This window comes from Streptomyces sp. N35, assembly GCF_016464295.1.
In the GTDB taxonomy this organism is placed as follows: Bacteria; Actinomycetota; Actinomycetes; order Streptomycetales; family Streptomycetaceae; genus Streptomyces.
Window position 1 is genome coordinate 13,788 of sequence record NZ_JAEIMH010000053.1, and the last position, 24,329, is coordinate 38,116.

Here is a 24,329-nt window from a genome sequence, read left to right on the forward strand (position 1 = left end):
GGGGGCCTCTTCGTGAGGCCCCCGGCCGCGTATCCGGACCTACCCGGAGGGGGAAATGTCCGAGATGCGATAATCGGGGAGCGTGCTGTGCGGGGCCTGAGTGCTTCCGTACGGCAGAACCGTCGCCCGCCTCCGGGAGCCCTCGATGTACCCGATCCGCATAGACACCACGGCCGTACGAGACGGTGAGCCGGTCACCCGGCTCGACCCGAAGGGCGCGCCCTTCGAGGAACTGGCCGCCGCGCGGATCCAGCTGCTCGCCGGCGCCGCGCGTCAGGCGCATGTCTACGAGGATTCCGAGGTGCTGCTCACGGGGGTCGACGGCGAGGTGGAGGTCGGCGATCCCGGCCGTACGCAGATCACGCTGCGGCCCGGCGCGTGTGTGATGGTGCCCCGCGGTCAGCTGTTCACGCTGGCCAACCGCACCAGCCGCCCGGCGACCCTGCTCGCGGTACTCACCCGGGGCCCCGCCGCCGACCGGCTTCCGCGCGCCAAGCGCACCCCGGGGCGCGACAAGCGCCACCTGCAGGCCGTGGCCTGACGGGGACAGGGCGGGGACGGGGGCCGGGACCGTACCGGTCACCGACCGCATGGCGCCGTACCGGTCACAGAGCGCACAGCAACGTACTGGGCACAGAGCGCACAGCAACGTACTGGTCACACAGCGCACAGCGCCGTACGCGGATCGGCGCACCGAAATCGCCCGGCGTGGAGAAAGCCGACCCGGCCGCACGTCACGCGGCCGTCCACCACACTGGTGACCCATGAGGCGCCGCACTCCGCCCTTCAGCCCCGCCCCGGCCGACCTGCCCGCGGCGGGTGAGCGCAATCTCGCCGAGCGCGCCTGCCACCTGCACCGCGGCCTGCCGGGTGCGAGCGTCAGAGAAGCCGGCGACCTGCTGATCGCGGACAGCGGGCTGCCGGACGACACCTTCAACATCGTGGCCGCGGCCCGGTTCGCCCCGCAGGACGTGGACCGTCGCATCGCGGAGACGCTCGCCGAGACAGAGGCACGAGGACGGCCCTTCTCGTGGTGGGTCGGACCGGCCTCCGCGCCCGGGGAACTGTCGGCGCTCCTCACGGCCGCGGGACTCCCGGCCACCGAGCGGTCGAGCGCCATGTGGGCCGAGCTCGACGAGACCGTACCGAAGCCGCAGCCGGACGGGCTCGACATCCGGATGGTCCGTACGCCCGCCCAACTCGCCGACTACGCCGAGGTCGTGGCCGCCAACTGGTCACCGCCGTCGCCGACCGTCCCGGCGTTCTACCTGCGCACCGCCGAGCGGCTCCTCGCGCCCGACTGCCCGGCGCGCTGCCTTGTCGGCTACGAGGACGGCCGGCCCGTAGCCACGGCGGAGATCTTCCTGTACGCGGGGGTCGCGGGCCTCTACAACATCTGCACCCTGGCGGCGCACCGCCGCCGCGGCCACGGCGGCGCCCTGACCCTGGCCGCCCTGCGCGCCGCGCTGGCGCACGGCTACCGGGTAGCCGTGCTGCAGGCCTCCGCTGCGGGCGAGCCCGTGTACCGCCGGCTCGGCTTCCGGGAGTGCGGGCAGTACACGGAGCATGCGATCGGCCGAGCCTGAACGCGGAACCCGCAGTGCGGAGCCTGTACCCCTGAGGGCGTCGAGGCGTCCTCACCCATGACGGGCGCTGTGACGTCAGGGCCGGCGGTCAGGCCTGGAACTCCGTGAGGTCGATGCTGTGGATCTGCAAGGGGACGTCGTACACCGGGTGGACCGTCTCGTGCTCCGCCACCATGCCGAGCTTGTCGATCACGTTCGCCGAGGCCTCGTCGCCGATCCGGCTGATGCTGATGACGCGGTCGAGGCCGCGGTCCTGCAGCGCGAACTCCAGCGTGGCGTGGGCGGCCTCGGACGCGTAGCCCTGGCCCCAGAACTGCGAGCCGAGCCGCCAGCTGATCGCCACGTCGGGCATGACCTCCGGCAGGAACTCGGGCAGGGACAGGCCGACGAACCCGGCCAGTTCGCCCGAGGCCATCAGCTCGACGGCGAAGAGGCCGAAGCCCTCCTCGTCCCACTCCTCCTCCCACCGCTCGATATCTTCCGCCGTGGCGTCCAGGTCACGCACCGAACCGTCGTCGATCCAGCGCATGACCCGCCGGTCCGCGTGGATCTCCGCCATGGGGACGAGGTCGCTGTCGTGCCAGCGGCGGAGGATGAGGCGGGGGGTGCGGATCTCGGTCATGGCGCCCATCTTGCCCAAGGCGGCCGCCTCACCGGTAATCGGCCCCTGGCCAGGCCGTCGCCCACCCGTTGATCGCTCGTTCAGGGAACGTTTTGCGCCACCCGTCAGGCTCACCCCATGCCCCGCACCACCGCAGACACCCCCACCCCCACATCCGCCGCGCCCGCCTGGCACGAGGACGCGCTCTGTGCCCAGACGGGTCCGGAGTTCTTCTTCCCGGAGCCCGGCAGCTCCGTGAGCGAGGCCAAGCGCATCTGCTTCTCGTGCGCGGGCCGCGCCGCCTGCCTCGACTACGCGCTCACCCACGACGAGCGCTTCGGCGTCTGGGGCGGCCTCTCCGAGAAGGAGCGGCACGCCCTCAGGCGTACGCGGCCCTGACCATCAGGCGTACGCGGCCCTATGCGTCAGGCGTACGCGGCCACGACCTTCAGGCGTACTGGACCGCGAAGTGCCGCACCCCTGCGGGGACCTGTACATCGTCACCGGTGACCTGGACGGGCTCCCCGTCCGCGGACACCTCCGTGACCCGCCCGAACCGGCACGGATACACGAAGCGCACCCCCCGCGGCGCCCGCAGGATCTCCACGGTGACCCGGCTCTCGGAGGGCCTATGCGTCAGCCGGTAGCCGAACTCCTCGCCGAGCAGCGTGGGCGCCCGGTCGATCCCGATCGTCTCGCCCTCGCCGAGCCAGTGCGGCCGTACTCCCGGGGCGATGTAGAGGTGCGGATCGCGGTCCTCGTCCGCCTCGAAGAAGAGGATGTCGCGCAGCAGGAGCAGATACTCGGCGGCCGCCCAGCCGTGCGGGATGTCGCCCATGTACCAGGGCCGCGGCGGCACCTCGGCGAAATCGGAGGCGACGGAGTAGGCGTGCTGCTCGTTCCACGCGCCCAGCGCCGCCGCCTGTCCGCCCGCCCTCGGGAACGCCGCGTCCACGGTCCAGCCGAGCAGCCGGTCCGTCTTCTCCGGTTCGCCCGCGAAGAGGTACGCGTGCGCCAACTGCAGGGTGAGATAAGGCCCGTACGCGTTCCAGGCGGCGTCATGGCGGAAGCCGCCGGTGACGAAGCGGGCGTACATGGTGTCCAGGGTGTGCCGGGCGGCGCGGTCGATGTCGTCACCCAGTTTGTTGCCCATGTGCAGGCGCAGCGGATGGAAGTACGCCGCCGCCCCGATCATCGTGGAGTCGCGCCGCCCCACGTCCCCGGGCCCGGTCGGGATGTACGTCTCCCACTCCCCGCGCCGCCGCTGCTCACCGAGCACCCAGCGCACCGAGGCGGCCGTCGCGGCCTTCAGGTCGTCGAACGCGCCCCACAGCTCCGCCACTTCGGGCGCCCCGATCCGCTCGGCGAGCCGGGCTGCCTCGTACAGGCCGGCAAGACCCCACAGGTCGTCCCAGTAGTGCGGCTTGTCGCGCTCGCCGAGATGTTCGGCGCTCCAGCCGCTGTGCAGCAGCCCGTAGCCGTCGCGGTTGTCGCGCAGCCAGCGCGCTCCGTCCCGTACGTACGGGGTGTACAGCCTGGCCCCGAGTCCACTGCCGCGGTGCGTCCGGTCGTAGCGCCCGATGGCCCACAGCGCCTGCCCGTTGGAGTCCCACTCCCGGTCGTCGCGCTCGTGCGGCCCGCCGAAGAAGCCGTACTCGGCACAGGGCCCGATCCGTCCGCCGCCCTGGTTGAACTTCAGCGGATAGTGGGTCCCCAACTGCCGCTCGGCCAGGGCCTCGTCGCCCACCAGCGAGCAGGCGGTGGCCTCGACGGAGGAGTCCCGTATCCAGAACGAGTCGTAGACGGTCGGCCCCGGGTGGATCTCCCCGTGGTCGGAGAGCACGAGCAGCTGCGCGCGCGTCTGCCGGAACAGGGCGCCCAGATGGAAGACGCCGCCGGGCAGTTCGGGCTGGGGACCACTGCCCTTGATCTTCCGGTCCCAGAACGCTTCATGAGCGGTATGCAGCTCGTCAGCCGATACGGAACGCAGCTCGGCGAGATCGTCGGTCCCCTGGAACGTGTCGACCGGCAGCCGCACCGTGACCTGGAACTCCTCCTCGCCCGTGACACGGAACGGCCAGACGAAGGCCGCCGAGCACAGACCGGCGATCTGGTCCTCGGCGAGCGCCGACCCGTTCAGCTTGCCGCCGTGGGCGAGATCGTGGAACGGACTGCGGACGAGATAGCTCTCCGGGTCGTACGAGTGGTCCGGGTTGCCGTACACACCGAACTGCTCGGGTGCCGTGTCGAACACCGGCCCCCAGCCCGTGTTCGTCTCGACGAGGGACTGGTCCGCCGCGTACCGCAGCTGCGTAAGGCGCCGGTCCGTGAGCAGGCGCCCCTGCCGGTCGTGCCGCTGGAATCCGCTCGGTCCCGCGGGCACGACGGCGGCGCACAGCCACCCTTCCCTCGGCGCACCGTCGGTCGACCGCGCGCCGGCCTGTACGACGGTCACCGCCCGCTGCCGTGCACCGACCGGCGCCGAGAAGATCCGCTCCGCGAGCGTGACGTGATGGTCGGCCCGGTAGGTGCTGACGACCGTCGGCAGATGCGGCTCGAGGACCCGCTGCTCGACCGCCTCGCCGTCCGCGAGCTGCGGAAGGTGGGTGAGCCCGGTGGCCGGGTCGTACAGGAAGAACGACAGCACGTACTTGTCGTACACCGGCTCCACCTCGCCGGCCTGCCCGATCAGACTCTCCTGGTGGTGGTCCTTCACCCCCACCATGTGCCAGTACCGGTACAGGGCGTTGGAGGCGAACGCCGCCTCCTTCGACTCGTACGTCCCGCGGTCGAACTCATCGCTCCACGCCCGGAACGCCTGCCGCGCCCACCACGGGACCGGCAGCGCTTTGCGCGTCCAACCGCGCCACATGACCTCGTAGAACATCCACTCATGGGTCTGTGCCATGGGGGCACCGTGGCACCGGGCGGGTGGTTCGTAAACCGGGTGGTTCGGCCTGGTTTCGGAGGGGCCCCTGGGATGTGTGCGGCCAGTGGACCACCAGCGGGACGGGTGAGGTTCAGGCTTTAGGATGACGGCGCTGTCCGGGCGTAGCGCAGAGGCAGGCGCACCGCTTTTGCAGAGCGGGTACGCCGGTTCGAATCCGGCCGTCCGGGCAGCGTCAGGGGCCGAGGCCCGGGATCCCGTAGCGCAGAGGCAGGCGCGCCGCCTTGTCAGGGCGGGTACGCCGGTTCGAATCCGGCCGGGATCACACAGCGACCGAGGGCGACGGGGTGGGGATGGCCGGAAGCGACGGCGACGAGGTGGCCGGGGACGCGACGACGCTCGCGGATCTGCCGCAGGACGAGGGGGATCCCGCGGCGGTCGCGGGCCTGTCCGCCGCCGAACTCGCCCGGTTCGATCAGCTCGTGGGGAAGCTGCGGGCCCTGCCGGTGGACGATCCGGTACGGCTGCGCGCCGAACAGGTCGCGGCGTCGTTCGCGCGGGACGGGCGGCTGCGTAGGCGCAAGGCACGCGGAGCCGAACGCTCGGCCGGCGACGCGGAGCTGATGGCCCGCACCGGGACCGGAGCCGCCGACCGGCGCGAGGACGCCCCGCTGTCCGACTCCGGCGAACAGGGCGCGTCCGTCGGCCTGTTGCGCAAACCGCGGGCCTGCTACGTCTGCAAGTCGTCTTATCGAGAGGTCGATGGCTTCTACCACCGGCTCTGCCCCGGCTGCGCCGCCGAGAACCGTGCCCGGCGCGCCCTGAGCACCGACCTCACCGGCCGACGGGTGTTCCTCACGGGAGGCCGGGTCAAGATCGGCTTCCAGCTGGCCCTGATGATGCTGCGCGACGGCGCCCACCTCACGGTCACCAGCAGGTTTCCGCAGGACACCGTGCGCCGTTTCCGTGCCGCGGAGGGCAGCGGGCAGTGGCTGGACCGGCTCACCGTCGTCGCCGTGGATCTGCGCGACCCCCGCCAGGTGCTCGGCCTGTGCGAACGGCTCAGGGCGGACGGCGCACCGCTCGACATCCTCGTCAACAACGCCGCCCAGACCGTGCGCCGACCGCCGGAGTCGTACGCCCTGCTCAGTGCCGGGGAGACGGATCAACTGCCGCCCGGTGCCTGGCCGGCGCCGGGTTTCCGTCCGGTACGCGAGCCCGGGCCGGGCGCCCGCGGAGCGCTGGACCTGGTGCTGCGCGAGGTCGACGCGGCAGGCGCCTTGAGAGAGGTCGACGCGGCAGGTGTCCTGAGAGAGGTCGACGAGGCCGGACTGCTGCCCGATCCCGCCCCCGCGAACTCCTGGTCCGCCAAGCTCGGCGAACTCGATCCGGCCGAGGTCCTCGAGACGCACCTGGTCAACGCGCTCGCTCCGGCGCTGCTCTGCGACCGGCTGCTGCCGCTGCTGCTCGCCTCACCGCGGCCGCGTCGCTACATCGTGAACGTCACCGCCGTGGAGGGCCGGTTCGCCGTACGCAACAAGATGGCCGGCCATCCGCACACCAACATGGCCAAGGCCGCGCTGAACATGCTGACCCGCACCAGCGCCGCCGAACTCGCAGGCCAGGGCGTGCACATGTGCGCCGTGGACACGGGCTGGATCACCGACGAGAACCCCGCGCCCAAGAAGTCCCGGATGGCCGGGGCGGGCTTCCGCACCCCGCTGGACATCGTGGACGGAGCGGCGCGGGTGTACGACCCGATCGTGCGCGGTGAGGCCGGGGATCCGGTCTCCGGTGTGTTCCTCAAGGACTATCGGGAGGCGGCGTGGTGACCGGGCCCGAGGATCGGCCCGAGCAGCCGTTTGCGGGGGTGCCGAGCGTGGCGCCCCGGCCACTCGCGGACCTCACGCCGCTGCTCGACTGGCTGCGGGGCGGCGAAAGAGCCGAGCGGCGCCTGGACTTCACGGCCGGCACCGCGTTGCCCGACGGCCGCCTCGACCTGTGCAAACAGGAACTCGGCGCGGAGGGTGCGGCTTTGGTCGCCGACGCCCTGCGGGAGTCGGCGCGGGCATCGGACGGTGACCCCCACGCCCCGGTACGTCATGTGCTGCTCGGCACCGACGGGCTGGGGGACGAGGGTGCCGTCGCCGCGACGGGCGCGGCCGAACACGGGCGGGTCGAGACGCTGTACCTGGGCTGCAACGGCATCACCGCCCCAGGAGCCTGCCGAATCGCCGACCGGTTGCGTGCCTCACCGACCGTGGTGGCCGGACTCTGGCTCAAGCGCAACCCTCTGGGCCCGGCCGGCGGACAGGCGGCGGCCCAACTGATCGAAGCGGTCCGTACGTTGCGCACGCTCGACCTCGTCCAGACCGGACTGGAACCGGCCGGTCTCGCCGTGCTCGTGGACGCGCTGCTCGCGGCCACGGTCGAGGGGCGCACGGTGGAGCGGCTCTTCGTCGGCGGCAACCCGCTGGGTGCCACGGGCGGTCACGTGCTCGGCGCGCTGGTCTCGGCGGGCGCGGTCGGTGAACTGTACGTATCCGCGGCGCAGTTGGGCGACGCTGGCGCCGGGCACCTGGCGGAAGCGCTCGACCGGGCTCCGTACGGGCGGCTCACCCGGCTTTCCGTGGCGAGCAACGGCATCGGACCGCTTGCCGCGGCCCGGCTGGTAGCGGCCGCGACCACCGCCGGCGTCGAGGTACTCGACCTCGGCCGTGTCCGCGCTGCCCGCACCCTCGCGGCGGCCGACAACCACCTGGACCTTGCCGCGGCCACGGCGGTCGCCCAGACGCTCGCCGGACAGGAACACCGCCTCGTCCACCTGGTCCTGAGCCATACGGGACTGCGCAGCCGCGAGGCGCACCGGCTCCTCGACACCGCCGTGCACGCCGCCACCGCGACCCGTTTCGTGCTCGGTTCCTCGGTCGCGTCCAGCATCAAACGGCGGCTCAACGAGCTGAGCGCTCATGTCCCCGCCCCGGCGCTTCCCGACGCGATCGCCGCCGTACGCAGCGTGCACCGCACCGCGCCGCCCGCAGAGGAGAACTGACCGCGGCCCGGCTCGACCTGACCGCGGCCCGGGTCGGCTCGACCTGACCGCCGCCCGGCTCGACCTGACCGCGGCCCCGGCTCACCGCTTGCGCAGCGAGACGAACACCTCCGTCCAGAAACGCTGCTGTTCCGGCGCCGCCCCGACCAGATACGTCGCCCGGAGCTTGGCCGGCAGCAGGGCCACCAGGCGGGTCACCGCCTTACGGTGCTTGCGCAGCTGGGACAGCTCGGCGTTCGCCAGCACCTGGTGCACGACGTCCGTGTCGTCGGCGCCCTCGCTCGTCTGCGCGGCCGCCTTGCGCAGCCGCTCCTCCCAGCCCGGCAGATCCCGGGCGAGCTCGCGCAGCCCGGTCACCTGCCGCTGCGCGAGCCGGTCCATCAGTGCGGTCAGCGGCACCGGCGCGTACTCGCCGTCGCCCAGATAGACCGTCGCCATGTACAGCGGAAGTCCCTTGCGGTGCAGCTTGATCAGCCGCTCCAGGGTGCGCTTGGTGATCCAGGCCCGGCCGTCCTCGTCGATATCGTGCTTCCACCACTCGAGCACCGTCTCGGCATCGGCGCCGTACTGCCGTATCAGCCACTCATTGGCCGGGATGTCGCCCGGCTCGACCGTCAGGGACGCGGTGAAGCGGGAGGCCTGCGCGATGTTGTTGCGCGCCACGAGGAGTTTGCGGCCCAGGTGGTACGGCGGGTTCTGCACCGCGATCTGCGCCCGCAGGTTCGCGATCCGCCGCCCGGCGAGCGACCACTCCTGCGTGATCTCCATCAGCTTCGCGAACGCGGCCTTGTCCTTGGGCCGGTTGTACTCGTCCCACACGATCGCCTTGGGCTCGGGTCCGGTGAAGGGCGCGGCGAGGAGGTTGTCAAGGGAGCCGTCGGCCGAGGGCACCGGAGCGCACAGGTCCTCGACATTGGTCACCGGCAGCGAGAAGTACAGCGGATCACGGCCGTTCAGCCCTTCACGCACCGTCTCGCGCACCAGCTCCGTCTTGCCGCAGCCCGGCGGACCCTGGAGCAGGACCGTCCAGCGGTTGCGCAGCGCGGCCCGCACCACCTGCCGTACCGGATCCGCGATACGGGACGGATTCGGTACGCCGAGGGCCTCGGCGATGCGGTCGAGGATCTCGGACGTGCGGTTGCCCGCGCCCTGCGCCTCGGGGTCCTCGAGGCGCAGCCGCTCACCGCCCACCAGCGGCAGCCCCCAGCGCAGCGGAAAGGCTTCGCGGGCGTTGGCCAGGATGTGGTCCAGGGTCCGGGGCGAGAGCAGCTCGCGCAGCGACGGGCTGAGTGCGGCCCACACGGTGAACACCCCGGTGAGGTCCCACTCCCGGTACTTCGCCGCCAGATGCTCCCGCCACGCGGTGTCGTTGGCACCGATCCGCAAGGTCACCATCCGGTCGAGCAGCGCGAGGTCGCTGCGCCGGGCGGAGGTCTCGGCCAGCGACTCGTTGTCCGTGAGGAAGACACCGATACAGCCGAGCGCCCGCAGATCGTGCTCCCCGAGCGTCCAGTCGCAGGCGATCTGCATCAGCTGCGACTGGATGGTGTCGCCGGCCTGCAGCGAGTCGTCGATGAGCAGCACGAACGGCCGGCCCGGCTTCAGCTGGCTCATCACCAGCTGGCGCAGCACCAGTTCACCCGTGCGCGGATCGCGCACCGGAGCGTTCACCAGGAGGTCGTCCGGCGTGAGATTGGCCGCCGGTACATAGACCAGCGTCGCCTCGGGGCGCGACTCCTCCACGTACGAGAAGAACGTGGCCGTCTTGCCGATGCCGTGCTCGCCGAAGATCTGGCCGGTCTGCCCGAGGTCGATCATCGCGTCGATGAACTCCTCGAGCCGGGACAGGACCCGCCGCGGCCGGGCCGGGTGCTCGGTGGTGGTGCTCGTCATCTCGATCCTGTCGTGACGCGATGGCAGTCCATCGCGGGGGAGTGGGTCTCGGGCCAGTCGTGGCCGCCTTCGGTGATCAGCCAGATCCACGCGTCCGGGTCCGCGGGGGTGACCGGGGGCGCATAGCCGTCGGTGAGGACGACCACCGCGTCCGGCCGTTCCTCAAAGGGCCGTCCGCCGACCGTGCCGCGGCCCTCGACATAGTCGACGACGACCTGGAAGCTCGTGCCGCCGCCACCCAGCACCCGCTCACCGGGCTTGAACGGCCAGACCTCGGCGTCGAACGCCAGCCAGTGCGCCTCGACCCCGTCGATCTCGCCGACCAAGGTGGTCAGCCACGCGAGCACCTCGTCGGGCATCGAGCCGGAGGTGTCGTACGCGATCACCAGGACCTTGTGGCGCACCGGTCCGCGCCGTGAGAGCGTCGGGTCCTGGCCGAGCGCCGCGAGCAGCGCGCCGCGCTTCTTCGGATAGACGAGCCGCTCACCGTCGGCCAGCTTGGAGCCGAGCACGTCGACCAGCCAGCGCTGCCACCAGTCGATCCTGCGGGTGCGGCTGGTCTCGCCGCGCAGGACGCCCGCGCCGAGATTCCCCCAGTGCTTCGCGGCGCCCGCCGAGTCCTCCGTGCGCCCCATCAGATCGAGCAACTCCGCCTCCGCGCCCCGGTGTCCACGGCGCGCGGCGAGCAGCGTATTGAGCAGTACCGATGAGGAGACGGCGCCGACGGTCTCCGGATCGGCGGGCAGCGCGCCGTGCGTCATATGCACGCACAGCGTGGGTGCGGCGACCGGCGGATGCTTCATCCGGCGCAGCTCGCCGTAGACGCGCAGATCCGTGTGCACGAACTCCTCGTACGGAAGGTGCGCGAGGCCTTGCGTCCGCAAGTCGGCCTCATAGAGCGCGTGCACCCGCCGCGGGTCGACACCGGTCGGTACGTCGTCGAGCAGCGGCAGCGCGTCACGGCCGAGGCGCACCAACGCCACATGGTTGATGGCCACCTCGGCCGCCAGCTCGAAGACGGGATCCGCCCGGAGCTCGGGCTCGGTGAACAGATGCCGGTGCACCAGGTGCCGCGCCTCGTGGAACAGCACGAACTTCACGCCGTCCAGGCCGAGTCGTACGAAGAAGTCCGGGTTGAACAGGAGCAGACAGGATCCGTCACCGGAGGCGACGACGGCCGCCGCGTCCACCCCGGTCGTCGGGATCTGGTGGGGGGACCTTGCATACAGCCACGGACGCGACCGCCGATTCGGTCAGCCCGAAGTCGAGCAGCGCGGCCTCCTTGAGCCGCACCGCCTCCGCCACCGTCTCCGGCTCCGCCGGACGGAACCGCTCGACGGCACGGCGGTCGGCGAGATCGCTCACATGCCGCCGGCGCCCCTCCATGCCCCCACCCCCCCCGTGATGTCCCCGTGCGTCATTGGTACCAGGAGGTTCTGACAACGGACGACCGCTTTACGCCCCCCCAGTGGATCAAGTCGGGTGCCGCATACGACAGGAGGGGCCTATGATCCGCGGCAAGGGTCGGGGGCGTAGCGCAGAGGCAGTCGCGCCGGTCTCCAAAACCGGGTCACGCTGGTTCGAATCCAGCCACCCCGGCCCCCTCGGCGCCCCCTCCAGGTCTCAGGCCACGGCTCCGGCGGTGATCACCAACTCCTCGACACCGCCCTGGAATTCCTCCACCAGCTGCGCGAGCACCGCCCATGCCTCCGTATGGCCGGCCAGGTTCTCGCGTACGAGGGGACGCAGCGCGTCCGAAGCGTCGGCCAGGCGTTGCGGGAAGAGCCGGTGCCCCAGGGAGAGCACGGCCAGCACATTCACTGCAGGCGCGTGCTCCAGGGCGAACTGCTCCGGGGAGTCGAACGCCCCTGCCGCAAGCACCCGGTTGCGGAATTTGGCGTGCGTACCGAACTGCCGGCGCAGCTCGGGCGGGCAGTCATGCCGTACGGCCAGCGCCCAGCGCGCGTATCCGGGCAGCGGGTGTTCCAGGTCTGCTCGCGTCACCACGGCCCAGTCGTGCCGGTCGAGGACCATGCTCGCCGCCAACCGCCCGGCGCCCCTGGTGTGCGCCGCACGCAGCGTGCCGATCAGTCCCAGCTCATGGAAGCGCCCCGGCAGCGGAGCCTCCTCGCTGCCGTGGTTCAGCTGAGGTGAGACGCGCAGGACCGACCGCTTCGACTCCGGCGCGCACGGGACCCCGCGCAGGATCTGGCGGCGTATCGCGTTGTCGGCCGAAGGGTGCCTGCAGACAAGGACATTGAGCTCGGGGTCGTCCTGCTGCATCACCCAGTGCAGTACGGAGACCGGCAGGTGCCGTGCCGCGGACCACGTCCGCCGGACGGCCTCCGTCTCCGGGCCGTGCCCGACCGCGTTCTGCGGGGCCAGGCCGATGCGCTGCTCGATGCGGCCGGCATCGGCCGGGTCGGCCAGCGAAAGGAGATAGGAGACGGCGCGCTCCCGCGCGGTGGTGTACGCCATGCAGCGCATGATGCCGCAGGTCAGGGGCTGTTGAGTAGTGAGTTCCCGAGAGGCGCCCGTGATCCGGGAAGGCAGGAGGGGCGGACCGTGACGGTCCGCCCCTCAACCAGCGTTCAGCGCTCAGGCGTTGGCGCGCGCCGCGATCCGCGCCTTGCGGGCCGCGAGCTTCGCGTCGAACTTGCTCGCCTCCGAGTCGAGGCCGTCCATGAACATCCCCAGCTCCTCCTGGGCCTTGAGGCCCTCGGGGCCGAGGCCGTCGATCTGGAGGACCTTCAGGTGGCGCAGGACCGGCGACAGCACGTCGTCGTGGTGGATGCGCATGTTGTAGATCTCGCCGATGGCCATCTGGGCCGCGGCGCGCTCGAAGCCGGGCATGCCGTGGCCGGGCATCCGGAAGTTGACGACGACATCGCGGACGGCCTGCATGGTCAGGTCAGGGGCGAGCTCGAACGCGGCCTTCAGGAGGTTGCGGTAGAACACCATGTGCAGGTTCTCGTCCGTGGCGATACGGGCGAGCATCCGGTCGCAGACCGGATCACCGGACTGGTGGCCGGTGTTGCGGTGCGAGATACGGGTGGCGAGCTCCTGGAAGGCCACGTATGCGACCGAGTGCAGCATCGAGTGCCGGTTGTCCGACTCGAAGCCCTCGGACATATGGGCCATGCGGAACTGCTCGAGCTTGTCGGGGTCGACCGCGCGCGAGGCGAGCAGGTAGTCGCGCATCACGATGCCGTGCCGGCCCTCTTCCGCCGTCCACCGGTGCACCCAGGTGCCCCAGGCGCCGTCACGGCCGAAGAGGGAGGCGATCTCGTGGTGGTAGCTGGGGAGGTTGTCCTCGGTCAGCAGGTTGACGACCAGGGCGATCTTGCCGATGTCGGTGACCTTGGACTGGCTGGGGTCCCAGGCCTCCCCGTCCTCGAAGAGGCCGGGGAAGTTGCGGCCGTCGGACCAGGGGACGTACTCGTGCGGCATCCAGTCCTTGGTGACCTTGAGATGCCGGTTGAGCTCTGTTTCCACAACCTCTTCCAGCGCGTACAGCAACCGGGCGTCCGTCCAGCCGGTCGGACTGCCGAGGTGGGGCGAGGTGAGGGTCACGGGTGCTCCTGGGGACTGGGGCAGGGGACGCGCAGGCATGGCGGAGGAACGCCGTACCTACGGACTCGTAGGTTACGAGACCGTAGGTTAAGCGCCGCATAAAGGAGATCCCTGATCAGGGCCCCTCGCCGTCCGGTTTGTCCTGCTCGTGGGGTACGGGAAAAATGGTGGAGCAGCCACCCGCGTACCCCTGGCGCGTCAGTTCATGGCCATCAGCTCCCGAACCTCCTCCACGGATGTGTCCCTCAACTCGCCGTCGAGCAGCAGCCATCGGGTGATGTCGATCGACTCCAGGAACGGCAGATCGTGACTCGCCACGATCAGCGCACCCTCGTAGGAGTCGAGGGCGCCTGTGAGCTGGCGTACACTGGCCATGTCCAGGTTGTTGGTCGGCTCGTCCAGCATCAGGAGCTGCGGGGCGGGCTCGGCGAGCATCAGGGCCGCGAGCGCCGCGCGGAACCGTTCGCCGCCCGAGAGGGTCGACGCGAGCTGGTCGGCCCGCGCACCCTTGAACAGGAAGCGGGCAAGGCGCGCCCGGATCCGGTTGTTGGTGGCGCCGGGCGCGGCCTTGGCCACGTTCTCCGCCACCGTCAACGCGTCGTTCAGGACGTCGAGTCGCTGCGGCAGGAAGCGCAGCGGCACATGCGGCACGGCCTCGCCCGCGACCGGGGCGAGCTCGCCGGTGATCGTGCGGAGCAGTGTGGTCTTGCCCGCTCCGTTGCGCCCGATCAGGGCGATCCGCTCCGGTCCGCGCAGATCGAATCCGCCCGCCGTGGCGCCGTACGCCAGCTCCAGGTCCCGCAGGGTCAGGACCTCCCGGCCCGGCGGCACCGCGGTGAACGGCAGGTCGACACGGATCTCGTCGTCGTCGCGTACGGCCTCGACCGCCTCGTCGAGCCGTTCCTTCGCCTCCTTCAGCTTCTCCTCGTGCATCATGCGGTGCTTGCCCGCGGAGACCTGGGCCTCGCGCTTGCGGGCGTTCATGACGATCTTCGGTTCGCGCTTCTGCGCATACATCTTGTTGCCGTAGCGCACCCGCTTCGCCAACTTGACGTGCGCTTCGGTCAGTTCGCGCTTCTGCTTCTTCAGATCGCCCTCGGCGACGCGCACCATGCGCTCGGCCGCCTCCTGCTCGACGGCGAGCGCTTCCTCGTACGCGGTGAAGTTGCCGCCGTACCAGACGACCTCACCCGACCGCAGATCGGCGATCTGGTCGACCAGGTCGAGGAGTTCACGGTCGTGGCTGACCACGATCATGACTCCGGACCAGCCCTCGACGGCGGCGTACAGCCGGCGTCGCGCGTACAGGTCGAGGTTGTTCGTCGGCTCGTCGAGCAGCAGGACGTCGGGTCGCCGCAGCAGCAGCGCCGCCAGTCTGAGCAGTACGGACTCGCCGCCCGAGACCTCGCCGATGGTGCGGTCGAGGCCGATGTGGCCGAGGCCGAGCTGGTCGAGCATCGCGACGGCGCGCTCCTCGACGTCCCAGTCGTCGCCGACCGCTGTGAAGTTCTCCTCGCTCGCGTCGCCTGCCTCGATGGCGTGCAGCGCGGCGCGGGTCCGGTCGATGCCGAGCGCCTCGTCGACCTTGAGCGTGGTGTCGAGCGTGACGTTCTGCGGCAGATAGCCGACCTCGCCGGCGATCCGGATCGCACCGTCGGACGGAGTGAGCTCACCGGCGATCAGCTTCAACAGGGTTGATTTCCCTGAGCCGTTGAGGCCGATCAGGCCGGTACGGCCGGGGCCCACGGCGAGCTGGAGACCGGCGAAGACCTCGGTCCCGTCGGGCCAGGTGAAGTCGAGCGCGGTGGCGGAAACAGAGGTGGGGAAAGTAGACATGAGGGCTGCCTCTCGAGGTCGCGTGGTGGGTGATGGGCGACGTACGAGACACCGCGGGCCACGGCTCGGAGCGGGAGGGACCCTGGCGGGACGGTCCACGAAGGGTTCCGCGAGGAACCGGGGGGACGTCTCAGGGCAAAGAAAAAAGCCCTGTTCCGCATGAGGGACGGCTCATATGCCGAGGTCGCACACGACGCGCACAGTGAACGAGCACTGCATCAGGCGCGGTCGGTGTCTCAGGACCTCAGACGAGCAACGTCCTTCTCCAATCGGCGGCAACAGAAGCCCTTACACCGTAGAACGGTGCTCGTCGAACTGTCAACCGATCTCTGCCGGTGACCGGTCGGTGCCCTCCCCGACCCGCGAGGCGCCCCGCTGTCATGTCCGATTCCCGCACCTCGATGTCGGATTTCCGCCAGCGACGAGGGCCGCGCGCTTGATTGAGTGAGGGCATGACGAACACCGCAGCACTCATCGCCAAGGCCCGCGCCCTGCACGCCCTGCACACCCCCGGACAGCCGCTGGTCCTCGCCAACGTCTGGGACATCCCCTCGGCCCGTATCGTCCAGGAGGCCGGGGCCACGGCCCTCGCCACCACCAGCTCGGGCATCTCGTGGGAGCTGGGAGCCGCGGACGGCGATCACCTGGAGCGCGACCGAGCGGTCGAGGCGGTGCGGAAGATCGCCGGGGCGGTCGAGCTGCCGGTGACCGCCGACATCGAGCGCGGCTACGGCACGCTGCCCGCGGATGTGGCCGTCACCGTGCACGCGGTCCTCGAGGCCGGCGCGGTCGGCATCAACATCGAGGACTCCGTCGGTGCCGGGCTGCTCACGGACGAGGAGATGGCCGAGCGGATCGCCGCGGCTCGCGCGGCGGCGGACGAGGCGGGGGTGCCGCTGTTCATCAACGCGCGCACCGACACGTATCTGCGGCAGGTGGGCGAGCGGGAGGGGCGGCTCGCGGAGACGGTGCGCCGGGCCGCGGTCTACCGGGAGGCGGGCGCCGACGGGATCTTCGTGCCCGGCGTCGTGGCCCTGGGCACGGTCAAGGAACTGGTCGACGCGATCGACGCGCCGCTGAACGTCCTGGCGGGCCCCGGGGCGCCCGGCGTGAGCGAGTTCGCGGGGCTCGGGGTGGCGCGGATCAGCGTCGGCGGGCGGATCGCGGAGGCCGTGCACGGCCTGGTGCGGCGGGCCGCGAAGGAGGTCCTGACCACCGGCGGCTACACGCAGATGGCGGGCGCGATCGAATACGGGGAGCTCAACGAGCTGTTCGCCTGAGCGGCGGGTCCCGTCTCGCAGGCGCCGGGCCTCGGCGGGTGCCGAACCTCAGCACGCGCCGCCGAGCAGCTCCGCCAGGTTCTGGTCCACGTCGAGATGCAGATGTTCGCGTCCGGCGGGGACCAGGGCTGTGGCGCGCTTGAGGAAGCGGCGCAGCTCGCCCGTGCGGACATGGACCACGGCGGTGCCCTCCGGCGCGTGGAACTCGAGCACGGTGCGGTCGTAGCCGTACGGACGCACCCGTACGTCGCCCTCACCGGCCGGGCCCTCGATCCCCGAGATCAGCAGCTCGCGTGCGAACGCCCAGGACACGTCCACGCCCTCGAGCGTGGCCGGCGCGGGGAAGCTCATGCGCACGGCGAAGGGATCGTTGCGGTCGTAGGACAGCGTCGCGGGGATCGTGGGCATCCGCGGCGCGGCGGCGACGAGTCGAGCTTCGACGTCTTGCTCGATGACGGTGGACAACCCCTGGCTCCCTTACGACGGCTGGCTGGATGGGCCTGCAATGAAATAGACGGCGGAATTCCTCAATCCGTGCACGCGCGGTGCCGTGACGTGTGTCACCGCGCGCCGCCGAGCGGCATCGGGTGCGGGGGCGGCGGGGCGTGCCCATCCGAAGCTGCTCGGGGTTTCGCGTCACGCTAGGGGCGTACGCGGGCGGGCGCGACCGCCGCGCGGGGGACCCGCGGAGTTGACGTCGCACACCTGGATCCACCCACCCACACGGTCCAACGGCGCGCATTTCCGTGCTGGTTGACGCGTTCACGCCCCCTGGACGGCCCGCGCCCGGTCGGCTAGCTTCGCCGCGCATGACAGCTATGGGGAAGTCGAGGCGCATGCGCCGCTCGGTGGCCGCAGGGGCGTGTGTCGCGGCGGTGGCGGCGGTGCTCACCGGTCCCGCCCAGGCCGCGGCGGACAGCGGCGGGGCGGCCGCGGGCAACGGCGGCGTATCCACGTATACGAAGGGTCCGGGCTGGAAGCTCAAGCCCAGCGGCGCCGAAGTGCGCTTCCGCGGCCTTGCCGCCGTCAGCCGGAGCACCGCCTGGGTGGCCGGCTCCAAGGGGACCGTGCTGGTGACCACCGACGGCGGGGCGAGCTGGGCGGATGTGTCGCCGCCCGGCGCCGGAGAGCTGGAGTTCCGTGACATCGAGGCCTTCGACCGCAAGCGGGCCGTGGTGCTCGCCATCGGGGAGGGCGAGGCATCGAGGGTCTTCCGTACGGACGACGGCGGGAAGACCTGGAGCGAGGCCTTCCGCAACGACGAGCCCAGGGCCTTCTACGACTGCATCACCTTCTTCGATTCCCGCAACGGGCTCGCGATGAGCGATCCGGTCGACGGCAAGTACCGGATCCTGTCCACGAGCGACGGCGGTCGCAGTTGGCGGGTGCTGCCCGGCGAGGGCATGCCGCCGGCGCAGACCGGTGAGGCCGGGTTCGCGGCGAGCGGGCAGTGCCTGGTCAGCCATGGCCGCTCCGATGTGTGGCTGGCGACCGGCGGCGGGGCGACCGCCCGCGTCCTGCACTCGAAGGACCGCGGGCTGACCTGGACGGCGGCCGAGACGCCGATTCCCGCGGGCGATCCGGCACGGGGCGTGTTCGCGCTCGCGTTCCGCTCCCGTACGCAGGGCATCGCCGTCGGCGGCGACTACCGGGCCGACCAGGCATCCCCGAAGGCGTCCGCGGTCAGCAGGGACGGCGGCCGTACGTGGGAGACCTCCGCCGAGCCGGTCCCCGCCTACCGCTCCGGTGTGACGTGGGTGCCGCACACGAAGTCGGTGGCGCTCGCGGTCGGTCCGACGGGCACGGACGTCACCGTCGACGGCGGCCGTACCTGGAAGGCGTTCGACACCGGGTCCTTCGACACCGTGGACTGCGCCGAGGACTTCGGCTGCTGGGCATCCGGCGAGAAGGGCCGGATCGCCCGGCTGGAGCCGTAAGCCCCTTACCGGGGGCGGGGGTTGAGCGCGGACGCCCTGTCGGACCGCACAAGACCCCCGCTCCCGTCTTGGGTGATCGGCCACCTGCGGCCCACCGCCCCGGCGTGCTCCAATCCGTAGGCACCGACGGACCGGGATGCACGTCAGGCCCGGGGCGGCCCGCACCGCGCGGACCGGACGGCGGGGAGCGCCCGTGAGACGAGGCGCTGGACGCCGGGCGTACGGGATCGACGTATCCACGTACCCGAAGGATCAGGCTGATGACCAAGCACGTACTCGCCCAGAACCAGTACGGCAAGGCCGAGAACCGTATCGTCCACGTCACCCGCAAGGGCAGCGACGGCTCCTGGCACGAGATCCGCGACCTGAACGTCTCGGTCGCCCTGCGCGGAGAGTTCCGCGAGGTCCACCTCACCGGCGACAACGCCAACTGCCTGCCGACGGACACCACGAAGAACACCGTCTACGCCTTCGCCAAGGAGCACGGCATCACCTCGCCGGAGGCCTTCGGCATCCTGCTCGCCAAGCACTTCGTGACCTCGCAGGCGCCGATCCACGAGGCGCAGATCCGGATCGAGGAGTACGCCTGGGAGCGGATCTCCGTGCCCACGCGCAAGGAGCAGCACTCCTTCGTCCGCAAGGGCCAGGAGACGCGCACCTCACAGATCACCTTCAGCGAGCACACCGGTCAGCTCCAGGTGATCTCCGGTCTGAAGGACCTGACCGTCATGAACTCCACCAACTCGGAGTTCCACGGCTTCATCAAGGACAAGTACACGACCCTGCGGGAGGCGTACGACCGCATCCTGGCCACCAAGGTCACCTCGCGCTGGGCGTACTCCGCGGCGGCCGCGTCCGACGAGGAGTTCGACTGGGACCGCTCGTACGCGAAGGTCCGCTCGCACCTGCTCGACGCGTTCGCCGAGACCTACAGCTACTCGCTGCAGCAGACCCTGAACCAGATGGCCGACCGGGTCCTCGACCACTGCCCGAAGGTCAACGAGGTCCGCCTCAACCTCCCCAACAAGCACCACTTCCTCGTCGACCTGGAGCCGTTCGGCCTCAAGAACGACAACGAGGTGTACTACGCGGCGGACCGGATGTACGGCCTCATCGAGGGCACGATCCACCGCGACGGCGTCCAGCCGGTGATCGCGACCAGCGACTGGATCGTGGCCTGACACCTCGCGCGCCGGGGCTCCTGTGGTCCGCCGGGGGGCGGATCGCGGGGGCCCTTTAGAGTGCGGGGATGATCAACTCATGGGCGGGGATTGACGATTCCGGGGTCGCGATCGCGGCCGCACGCGCCGGAGCAGCTGTCGTACGGGGCATGTACGGGCAGGACCTGGACCGGATCGACAAGGGCGCCGGGGACTTCGCCACGGCCGCCGACGTGGCGGCGGAGCGGGCGATCCTCGACGTCCTGCGTGCCGCCCGGCCCGAGGACGCGGTGCTCGGCGAGGAGGGCGGGCGGCAGGGCGCCGAGTCCGCCGGGCGCGAGTGGCTGGTGGATCCGTTGTGCGGCACGCTCAACTACGCGGTCGGGAACATGGTCGTGGCCGTCAACGTCGCGCTGCCCGGCCGGGCAGCCGCCGTGGCCGATCCGTTCAGCGGCGAGGTGTTCGCCACCGACGGCGAGCGTGCCTGGGTCGCGTCCAGGGACGGCGTGGACACCGCGCTCGCCCCGACGCCCGCGACCTGTCTGGTCGACGTCAACCTCGACCCGCCGTTCCCGAGCGCGCCCGGATTCCGGGCGGTCGAACTGCTGGCCCAGCAGGAGTTCATCGCGCACTTCCGCCCACGCGTCGTCTCCTCCTCCCTCGCTCTGGCGTGGGTCGCGGCCGGCAAACGGGCCGCCTACGTCACGGACGGCGGGGACCTGTCCGCCGGCGTGCACTTCGCGGCCGGGATCGCGCTGTGCCGAGCCGCCGGGTGTGTGGTCACGGGAGTGGACGGCGGCCCGATCGGGGCCGGGGGACGGGGACTTGTCGCGGCGGCCGACGCGGCCACCCATGGCCGGCTGATGGCGCTCATCGCCGGCTGATCATCTCGAACCGCGTCCCGCGGTCCAGCTGCGTAGGACGGTCCTTCGGCGTAGGGCGGTTCAGCCGCGTAGGACGGTTCACCCGCGCAGGATGGTTCAGGTACGCACCGCGGCGTTCGCCTGCCACTCGCGTCCGATGGAGCGCATGAGGGCCGGGTACACCCCGATGTAGCGGAACGGCTTGATGGCCGCCATGTAGAGGGTGCCGAGGCGTCCGTTCGGCTTCACGAGTACGGCCATCTGCCCGCGGTGGCCACCGGACCCGTCCGGGACCCAGCCGATGTGCATCACGGCATGCACGGTCTTGTTGCCCAACTCGGCGGCCCACTCGTCGCCTTGCAGGTACAGGGAGGTGAACGGGGACGCGCCGAGTCCGGGTCCGTGCGGGCCCTCGCGAAGGTCCGCCGGCAGCCGGTCGCGCAGGGAGGGCACCCGGTGGTCGACGCCGGTACCCGGCTTGTCGAGGCCGAGCAGCGCACCGAGCTTCCAGCGGATGGCGAACAGCGCGCGGGAGACCAGACCTTCGCCCTTCACCCCGTCCTGCATGCCGTCCGCGATCTGGCGCACCAGCCACACGAAGTCGTCGGGTCCGCCGGGCGTGGGCAGTGCCCAGACGTCCTCGACGGTGAAGTCGCCGGCGATCTCGTGGATGCGCCAAGGAAGCCGGGTGTGGGCGGTTCGGGGAAGTCGCATGAGCAAACCCCTGTCTATACGGTGGCGTATAGAACGAGCGTAGACCCATTTATACGGCACCGTATACTCGGCGCGACGTGAGGAGGCGCACACCCATGGCGGCAGCCCGCACACCACGGGAGAAGTGGATCGAGGAAGGCCTGCGGGCGCTGGTCGCGGGCGGCCCCGAAGCCGTCCGGATCGAGCTGCTCGCGCAGGCGCTCGGCGTCAGCAAGGGCGGCTTCTACGGGTACTTCCGCAACCGGGCCGCACTGCTCAACGAGATGCTCGACACCTGGGAGTACGAGGTCGCCGAGGGCGTGATCGAGCAGGTGGAGAGCGGCGGAGGGGACGCCAGGGCCAGACTCGAGCGGCTGTTCGCGGTCGTCGCGGCCGCCACCGACGGGCCGGTGCGGGGCGTCACCGCCGATATGGCGGTCCGCGACTGGGCCCGCCGCGATCCGGCCGTGGCCGAGCGGCTGCGCCGCGTCGACAACCGCCGTATGGACTACCTGCGTTCGCTGTTCTCGTCCTTCTGCCCCGACGAGGACGAGGTGGAGGTCCGCTGCCTGCTCGCGGTCTCGGTACGGATCGGCAACCACCTCAACGCCGCCGACAACGGCAAGTACAGCCGCGCGCAGGTGATGGAGCTCATCAGACAGCGACTGCTGGCGTAGGCGATCGGACGGTGGCTGCGGCGCAGGCGATCGGACGGCGGCTTCCGGGGGCGACCGCCCCTAGTCCACCCCGTGCACATCCCCCCGCGTCATCGAGCGCACCGCCGCCCCGAACCCCGCCGCGTCCGGTGGCATCCCCGGGTGGTGGGCGTCGGCGGTGGAGGCCGCGCCCAGGGTGAGGCGGGAGACGATGCGGTAGCGGTCGCCGCGGTAGACGGAGTGGACGTACTCGACGTTGCGGCCCGACGTGTCCGTCGTCAGGCGCTCGAAGAGGAGCGCGGGGGAGAGGACGGGGACGTCCAGGAGGCGGGACTCGGCCTCGCTGGTGACGGTCGGCTCGATGGACTGCGTCGCGTCGCGGACGTGCACCCCGTGCTGGGTGCGCAGATGCTCGTAGAGGTCGCCGCCCTCCAGCTCCTCGGCGGTCAGACCCGGCACCAACTTGGCCGGGATATGCAGGTATTCGATGGCCATCGGGGCCTCGTCGACGATACGCAGACGCGCCACGTAGGTGATCTCGGCGGCGGGCGAGATGTGCAGCCGGCGCCCCACGCGGGCCCCTGCGGGCATCGTGGTGAATTCGAGCAGCCGGCTCGACCAGGTGCCGGAGGCCTGGGGGAGTGCGAGGGAGTGGTCGTCCGAGACCATCTCCTGCGTGATCTTCTCCGGCGCGACGAACATCCCGCGCCCGTGCTCACGGACCAGCACGCCGATGGCGACGAGTTCGTCCACCGCGGCCCGCAGTGTCGGCCGGGAGACGCCGAGCCGGCCGCACAGGGTGCGCTCGGAGGGGATCGCGTCGCCCGGACGCCGGGACTCGACGAGTTCGAGAAGGAACTCCCGTACACGATCCCGTTTCAGCACTCCTGAGGATTCACCGTCCATGGGCGGACCTTACCAGAGGTGACCAGTTGGTTTGCCTGGTGAGGTGGTCAACCTTGCCGAGGCTTGCAGTCGTGGGACGTTCACCTGGTCAACTATCAAGTGTTTCAGCCCTCTTGACGGCCTCATTGGTCCATGCCACCTTGCTCCATCAGCAACTGGTCACCTTTCCAATTGGTCATCTCTGTGTGGGTCTGAAAGGGCTGGGTCATGAAGACAGCACGTCTCCTCGCAGGCGCCGCCGCACTCGCGGTCGCCGCCTCGCTCAGCGCATGCGGTGGCAGTGACGACAAGGGCGACGGGAAGGGCAAGGGCGGCGGAGGGCGCACCACCATCGATGTATGGCTGATGCGCGACAGCGTCTCCGAGGCCTTCCAGAAGGACTTCGAGAAGGACTTCGAAGCCAAGAACCCCACCATCGACGCCAAGATCCAGATCCAGGAGTGGAACGGGATCGGCCAGAAGATCACCGCGGCACTCGCCTCCAACGACGCCCCCGATGTGATCGAGGTCGGCAACACCCAGGTCGCCCAGTACGCGGCCAGCGGCGGCGTGAAGGATCTCAGCGGCAAGGTCGAGGAGCTCGGCGGCGGCGACTGGATCCCGGGCCTCGCCGAACCGGGCAAGGTCGACGGCAAGCAGTACGGCATCCCGTACTACGCGGCGAACCGTGTCGTCATCTACCGCACCGACCTCTACGAGAAGGCCGGCATCGAGCAGCCGCCCACCACCCGCGAGGAGTGGCTGGCCGCGACGGAGAAGCTCAACACCGGTAAGCAGCAGGGCATTTATCTGCCCGGGCAGAACTGGTACACCCTCGCCGGAATGATCTGGGACGAGGGCGGCGACCTCGCCGTGCAGGAGGGCGAGACCTGGAAGGGGGCCCTCGACACCCCCGAGGCGCTCGCCGGGATGAACTTCTACAAGGAACTCCAGGCCCTCGGCAAGGGGCCGAAGGACTCCGACGAGGCCGAGCCGCCGCAGGTGGGCGTGGTCGCCAAGGGCGATGTCGCCCAGGTGATCGCGGTGCCCGGCGGGGCCAAGCTGATCGAGGAGGAGAACCCGGAACTCAAGGGCAAGCTCGGCTTCTTCCCGATCCCGGGCAAGAGTGCCGACAAGCCCGGCGCGGTGTTCACCGGCGGCTCCGACCTGATCATCCCGGAGGCCTCCGGGAACCAGGACGAGGCGTACACCTTCATCAAGGCGCTCTCGGGCGACGAGTGGCAGAAGAAGCTGGCCACGACGATGAGTTACGTGCCGAACAAGAAGGCCCTGGCGGGCGTGCTCGAAGCCGACCCGGGCGCATCGGCCATGGCCAAGGGCGCCACGAACGGCCGCGCGGCCCCCAACTCCCCGCAGTGGGCGGCCGTCGAGGCCAACAACCCGATCAAGGAGGTCATGACGGAGGT

General features: G+C 70.8%; 20 protein-coding genes, 3 tRNA genes and 1 pseudogene. 14 read left to right on the top strand and 10 right to left on the bottom strand.

What is annotated here, in order from left to right:
• Positions 1-145 precede the first annotated feature (145 nt).
• Together JAO81_RS26515 and JAO81_RS26520 are read left to right on the top strand one after the other, a co-directional pair.
• Entirely contained in the window at positions 146-541 is a 396-nt protein-coding gene (locus tag JAO81_RS26515; RefSeq protein ID WP_199550456.1) for a cupin domain-containing protein, read from the top strand.
• A gap of 223 nt (positions 542-764) precedes the next feature.
• Positions 765-1,586 (top strand): GNAT family N-acetyltransferase, encoded by an 822-nt coding sequence (locus JAO81_RS26520; RefSeq protein WP_199550457.1) that lies wholly within the window; start codon positions 765-767, stop codon positions 1,584-1,586.
• Between the two features lie 88 nt (positions 1,587-1,674).
• Here the strand turns inward: JAO81_RS26520 and JAO81_RS26525 are convergent, their stop codons facing one another.
• Positions 1,675-2,208, bottom strand: coding sequence for a GNAT family N-acetyltransferase (locus JAO81_RS26525; RefSeq protein WP_199550458.1), 534 nt, complete (start codon positions 2,206-2,208; stop codon positions 1,675-1,677).
• A 117-nt stretch (positions 2,209-2,325) separates the two neighbouring features.
• On the opposite strand from JAO81_RS26525, the gene JAO81_RS26530 reads away from it, so the two are divergent.
• A complete protein-coding gene (locus tag JAO81_RS26530; RefSeq protein ID WP_165330327.1) occupies positions 2,326-2,586 on the top strand; it encodes a WhiB family transcriptional regulator in 261 nt (86 codons plus the stop codon).
• Positions 2,587-2,635: 49 nt separating this feature from the next.
• Here the strand turns inward: JAO81_RS26530 and JAO81_RS26535 are convergent, their stop codons facing one another.
• On the bottom strand, positions 2,636-5,095 hold the full coding sequence (locus JAO81_RS26535; RefSeq protein WP_199550459.1) for a hypothetical protein: 2,460 nt from the start codon (positions 5,093-5,095) through the stop codon (positions 2,636-2,638).
• A 137-nt stretch (positions 5,096-5,232) separates the two neighbouring features.
• On the opposite strand from JAO81_RS26535, the gene JAO81_RS26540 reads away from it, so the two are divergent.
• The 4 genes from JAO81_RS26540 to JAO81_RS26555 all read left to right on the top strand — a co-directional run bounded on the left by JAO81_RS26540 (position 5,233) and on the right by JAO81_RS26555 (position 8,126).
• Positions 5,233-5,304 (top strand) — tRNA-Ala (locus tag JAO81_RS26540).
• A 23-nt stretch (positions 5,305-5,327) separates the two neighbouring features.
• Positions 5,328-5,399: transfer RNA gene (locus tag JAO81_RS26545), tRNA-Asp, on the top strand.
• 28 nt (positions 5,400-5,427) lie between these two features.
• The gene (locus JAO81_RS26550; protein ID WP_199550460.1) at positions 5,428-6,906 is read left to right on the top strand and encodes an SDR family oxidoreductase; all 1,479 of its coding nucleotides are present in this window, start codon (positions 5,428-5,430) and stop codon (positions 6,904-6,906) included.
• A gap of 47 nt (positions 6,907-6,953) precedes the next feature.
• Positions 6,954-8,126, top strand: a complete 1,173-nt coding sequence (locus JAO81_RS26555; RefSeq protein ID WP_307813728.1) for a ribonuclease inhibitor — start codon at positions 6,954-6,956, stop codon at positions 8,124-8,126.
• An 81-nt stretch (positions 8,127-8,207) separates the two neighbouring features.
• On the opposite strand, the gene JAO81_RS26560 is transcribed toward JAO81_RS26555, so the two are convergent.
• Together JAO81_RS26560 and JAO81_RS26565 are read right to left on the bottom strand one after the other, a co-directional pair.
• The gene (locus JAO81_RS26560) at positions 8,208-10,019 is read right to left on the bottom strand and encodes an ATP-binding protein (protein ID WP_199550462.1); all 1,812 of its coding nucleotides are present in this window, start codon (positions 10,017-10,019) and stop codon (positions 8,208-8,210) included.
• Positions 10,016-11,405: pseudogene (locus JAO81_RS26565) on the bottom strand (hypothetical protein). Before JAO81_RS26565 ends, JAO81_RS26560 begins: the two are co-directional and overlap by 4 nt.
• A gap of 140 nt (positions 11,406-11,545) precedes the next feature.
• On the opposite strand from JAO81_RS26565, the gene JAO81_RS26570 reads away from it, so the two are divergent.
• Positions 11,546-11,618 (top strand) — tRNA-Trp (locus tag JAO81_RS26570).
• Between the two features lie 24 nt (positions 11,619-11,642).
• Here JAO81_RS26570 and JAO81_RS26575 read toward each other — a convergent pair.
• The 3 genes from JAO81_RS26575 to JAO81_RS26585 all read right to left on the bottom strand — a co-directional run bounded on the left by JAO81_RS26575 (position 11,643) and on the right by JAO81_RS26585 (position 15,428).
• The gene (locus tag JAO81_RS26575; protein ID WP_199550463.1) at positions 11,643-12,497 is read right to left on the bottom strand and encodes a hypothetical protein; all 855 of its coding nucleotides are present in this window, start codon (positions 12,495-12,497) and stop codon (positions 11,643-11,645) included.
• Between the two features lie 120 nt (positions 12,498-12,617).
• Entirely contained in the window at positions 12,618-13,592 is a 975-nt protein-coding gene (locus JAO81_RS26580) for an acyl-ACP desaturase (RefSeq protein WP_199550464.1), read from the bottom strand.
• A 198-nt stretch (positions 13,593-13,790) separates the two neighbouring features.
• Positions 13,791-15,428, bottom strand: a complete 1,638-nt coding sequence (locus tag JAO81_RS26585; protein WP_199550465.1) for an ABC-F family ATP-binding cassette domain-containing protein — start codon at positions 15,426-15,428, stop codon at positions 13,791-13,793.
• 452 nt (positions 15,429-15,880) lie between these two features.
• Between JAO81_RS26585 and JAO81_RS26590 the strand changes: the two genes are divergently transcribed.
• Positions 15,881-16,708 carry an isocitrate lyase/phosphoenolpyruvate mutase family protein gene (locus JAO81_RS26590; RefSeq protein WP_199550466.1) on the top strand — a complete coding sequence of 276 codons (828 nt, stop codon included), beginning with the start codon at positions 15,881-15,883 and terminating at the stop codon, positions 16,706-16,708.
• A 48-nt stretch (positions 16,709-16,756) separates the two neighbouring features.
• Here JAO81_RS26590 and JAO81_RS26595 read toward each other — a convergent pair whose 3' ends face one another.
• Positions 16,757-17,173: an SsgA family sporulation/cell division regulator gene (locus JAO81_RS26595; protein ID WP_199550467.1), complete on the bottom strand. Its 417-nt coding sequence runs from the start codon at positions 17,171-17,173 to the stop codon at positions 16,757-16,759.
• 353 nt (positions 17,174-17,526) lie between these two features.
• On the opposite strand from JAO81_RS26595, the gene JAO81_RS26600 reads away from it, so the two are divergent.
• The 3 genes from JAO81_RS26600 to JAO81_RS26610 all read left to right on the top strand — a co-directional run bounded on the left by JAO81_RS26600 (position 17,527) and on the right by JAO81_RS26610 (position 20,689).
• Positions 17,527-18,645: a WD40/YVTN/BNR-like repeat-containing protein gene (locus JAO81_RS26600; RefSeq protein ID WP_374194355.1), complete on the top strand. Its 1,119-nt coding sequence runs from the start codon at positions 17,527-17,529 to the stop codon at positions 18,643-18,645.
• 260 nt (positions 18,646-18,905) lie between these two features.
• Complete coding sequence (pucL, locus tag JAO81_RS26605) at positions 18,906-19,826, top strand: factor-independent urate hydroxylase (RefSeq protein ID WP_199550469.1); 921 nt, start codon at positions 18,906-18,908, stop codon at positions 19,824-19,826.
• Between the two features lie 68 nt (positions 19,827-19,894).
• Positions 19,895-20,689, top strand: coding sequence for an inositol monophosphatase family protein (locus tag JAO81_RS26610; protein WP_199550470.1), 795 nt, complete (start codon positions 19,895-19,897; stop codon positions 20,687-20,689).
• Positions 20,690-20,785: 96 nt separating this feature from the next.
• Here JAO81_RS26610 and JAO81_RS26615 read toward each other — a convergent pair whose 3' ends face one another.
• Complete coding sequence (locus JAO81_RS26615) at positions 20,786-21,382, bottom strand: DUF2867 domain-containing protein (protein ID WP_199550471.1); 597 nt, start codon at positions 21,380-21,382, stop codon at positions 20,786-20,788.
• 95 nt (positions 21,383-21,477) lie between these two features.
• Here JAO81_RS26615 and JAO81_RS26620 point away from each other — a divergent pair, with 95 nt between their 5' ends.
• Positions 21,478-22,038 carry a TetR/AcrR family transcriptional regulator gene (locus tag JAO81_RS26620; RefSeq protein WP_199550472.1) on the top strand — a complete coding sequence of 187 codons (561 nt, stop codon included), beginning with the start codon at positions 21,478-21,480 and terminating at the stop codon, positions 22,036-22,038.
• Positions 22,039-22,098: 60 nt separating this feature from the next.
• Here JAO81_RS26620 and JAO81_RS26625 read toward each other — a convergent pair whose 3' ends face one another.
• Positions 22,099-22,923 carry a GntR family transcriptional regulator gene (locus JAO81_RS26625; RefSeq protein ID WP_199550473.1) on the bottom strand — a complete coding sequence of 275 codons (825 nt, stop codon included), beginning with the start codon at positions 22,921-22,923 and terminating at the stop codon, positions 22,099-22,101.
• Between the two features lie 207 nt (positions 22,924-23,130).
• Between JAO81_RS26625 and JAO81_RS26630 the strand changes: the two genes are divergently transcribed.
• Positions 23,131-24,329, top strand: a 1,199-nt coding sequence (locus JAO81_RS26630) for an extracellular solute-binding protein (protein ID WP_199550493.1), incomplete at its 3' end; no start/stop codon positions are given.

Excerpts from the sequence above, each read along its gene's own strand:
- JAO81_RS26535 (WP_199550459.1), bottom strand. The coding sequence starts at position 5,095 with ATGGCACAGACCCATGAGTGGATGTTCTACGAGGTCATGTGGCGCGGT.
- JAO81_RS26620 (WP_199550472.1), top strand. The coding sequence starts at position 21,478 with ATGGCGGCAGCCCGCACACCACGGGAGAAGTGGATCGAGGAAGGCCTG.
- JAO81_RS26600 (WP_374194355.1), top strand. The coding sequence starts at position 17,527 with ATGGGGAAGTCGAGGCGCATGCGCCGCTCGGTGGCCGCAGGGGCGTGT.
- JAO81_RS26610 (WP_199550470.1), top strand. The coding sequence starts at position 19,895 with ATGATCAACTCATGGGCGGGGATTGACGATTCCGGGGTCGCGATCGCG.
- JAO81_RS26530 (WP_165330327.1), top strand. The coding sequence starts at position 2,326 with ATGCCCCGCACCACCGCAGACACCCCCACCCCCACATCCGCCGCGCCC.
- JAO81_RS26520 (WP_199550457.1), top strand. The coding sequence starts at position 765 with ATGAGGCGCCGCACTCCGCCCTTCAGCCCCGCCCCGGCCGACCTGCCC.
- JAO81_RS26550 (WP_199550460.1), top strand. The coding sequence starts at position 5,428 with ATGGCCGGAAGCGACGGCGACGAGGTGGCCGGGGACGCGACGACGCTC.
- pucL (WP_199550469.1), top strand. The coding sequence starts at position 18,906 with ATGACCAAGCACGTACTCGCCCAGAACCAGTACGGCAAGGCCGAGAAC.
- JAO81_RS26585 (WP_199550465.1), bottom strand. The coding sequence starts at position 15,428 with ATGTCTACTTTCCCCACCTCTGTTTCCGCCACCGCGCTCGACTTCACC.
- JAO81_RS26575 (WP_199550463.1), bottom strand. The coding sequence starts at position 12,497 with ATGGCGTACACCACCGCGCGGGAGCGCGCCGTCTCCTATCTCCTTTCG.
- JAO81_RS26615 (WP_199550471.1), bottom strand. The coding sequence starts at position 21,382 with ATGCGACTTCCCCGAACCGCCCACACCCGGCTTCCTTGGCGCATCCAC.
- JAO81_RS26525 (WP_199550458.1), bottom strand. The coding sequence starts at position 2,208 with ATGACCGAGATCCGCACCCCCCGCCTCATCCTCCGCCGCTGGCACGAC.
- JAO81_RS26515 (WP_199550456.1), top strand. The coding sequence starts at position 146 with ATGTACCCGATCCGCATAGACACCACGGCCGTACGAGACGGTGAGCCG.
- JAO81_RS26625 (WP_199550473.1), bottom strand. The coding sequence starts at position 22,923 with ATGGACGGTGAATCCTCAGGAGTGCTGAAACGGGATCGTGTACGGGAG.
- JAO81_RS26590 (WP_199550466.1), top strand. The coding sequence starts at position 15,881 with ATGACGAACACCGCAGCACTCATCGCCAAGGCCCGCGCCCTGCACGCC.
- JAO81_RS26560 (WP_199550462.1), bottom strand. The coding sequence starts at position 10,019 with ATGACGAGCACCACCACCGAGCACCCGGCCCGGCCGCGGCGGGTCCTG.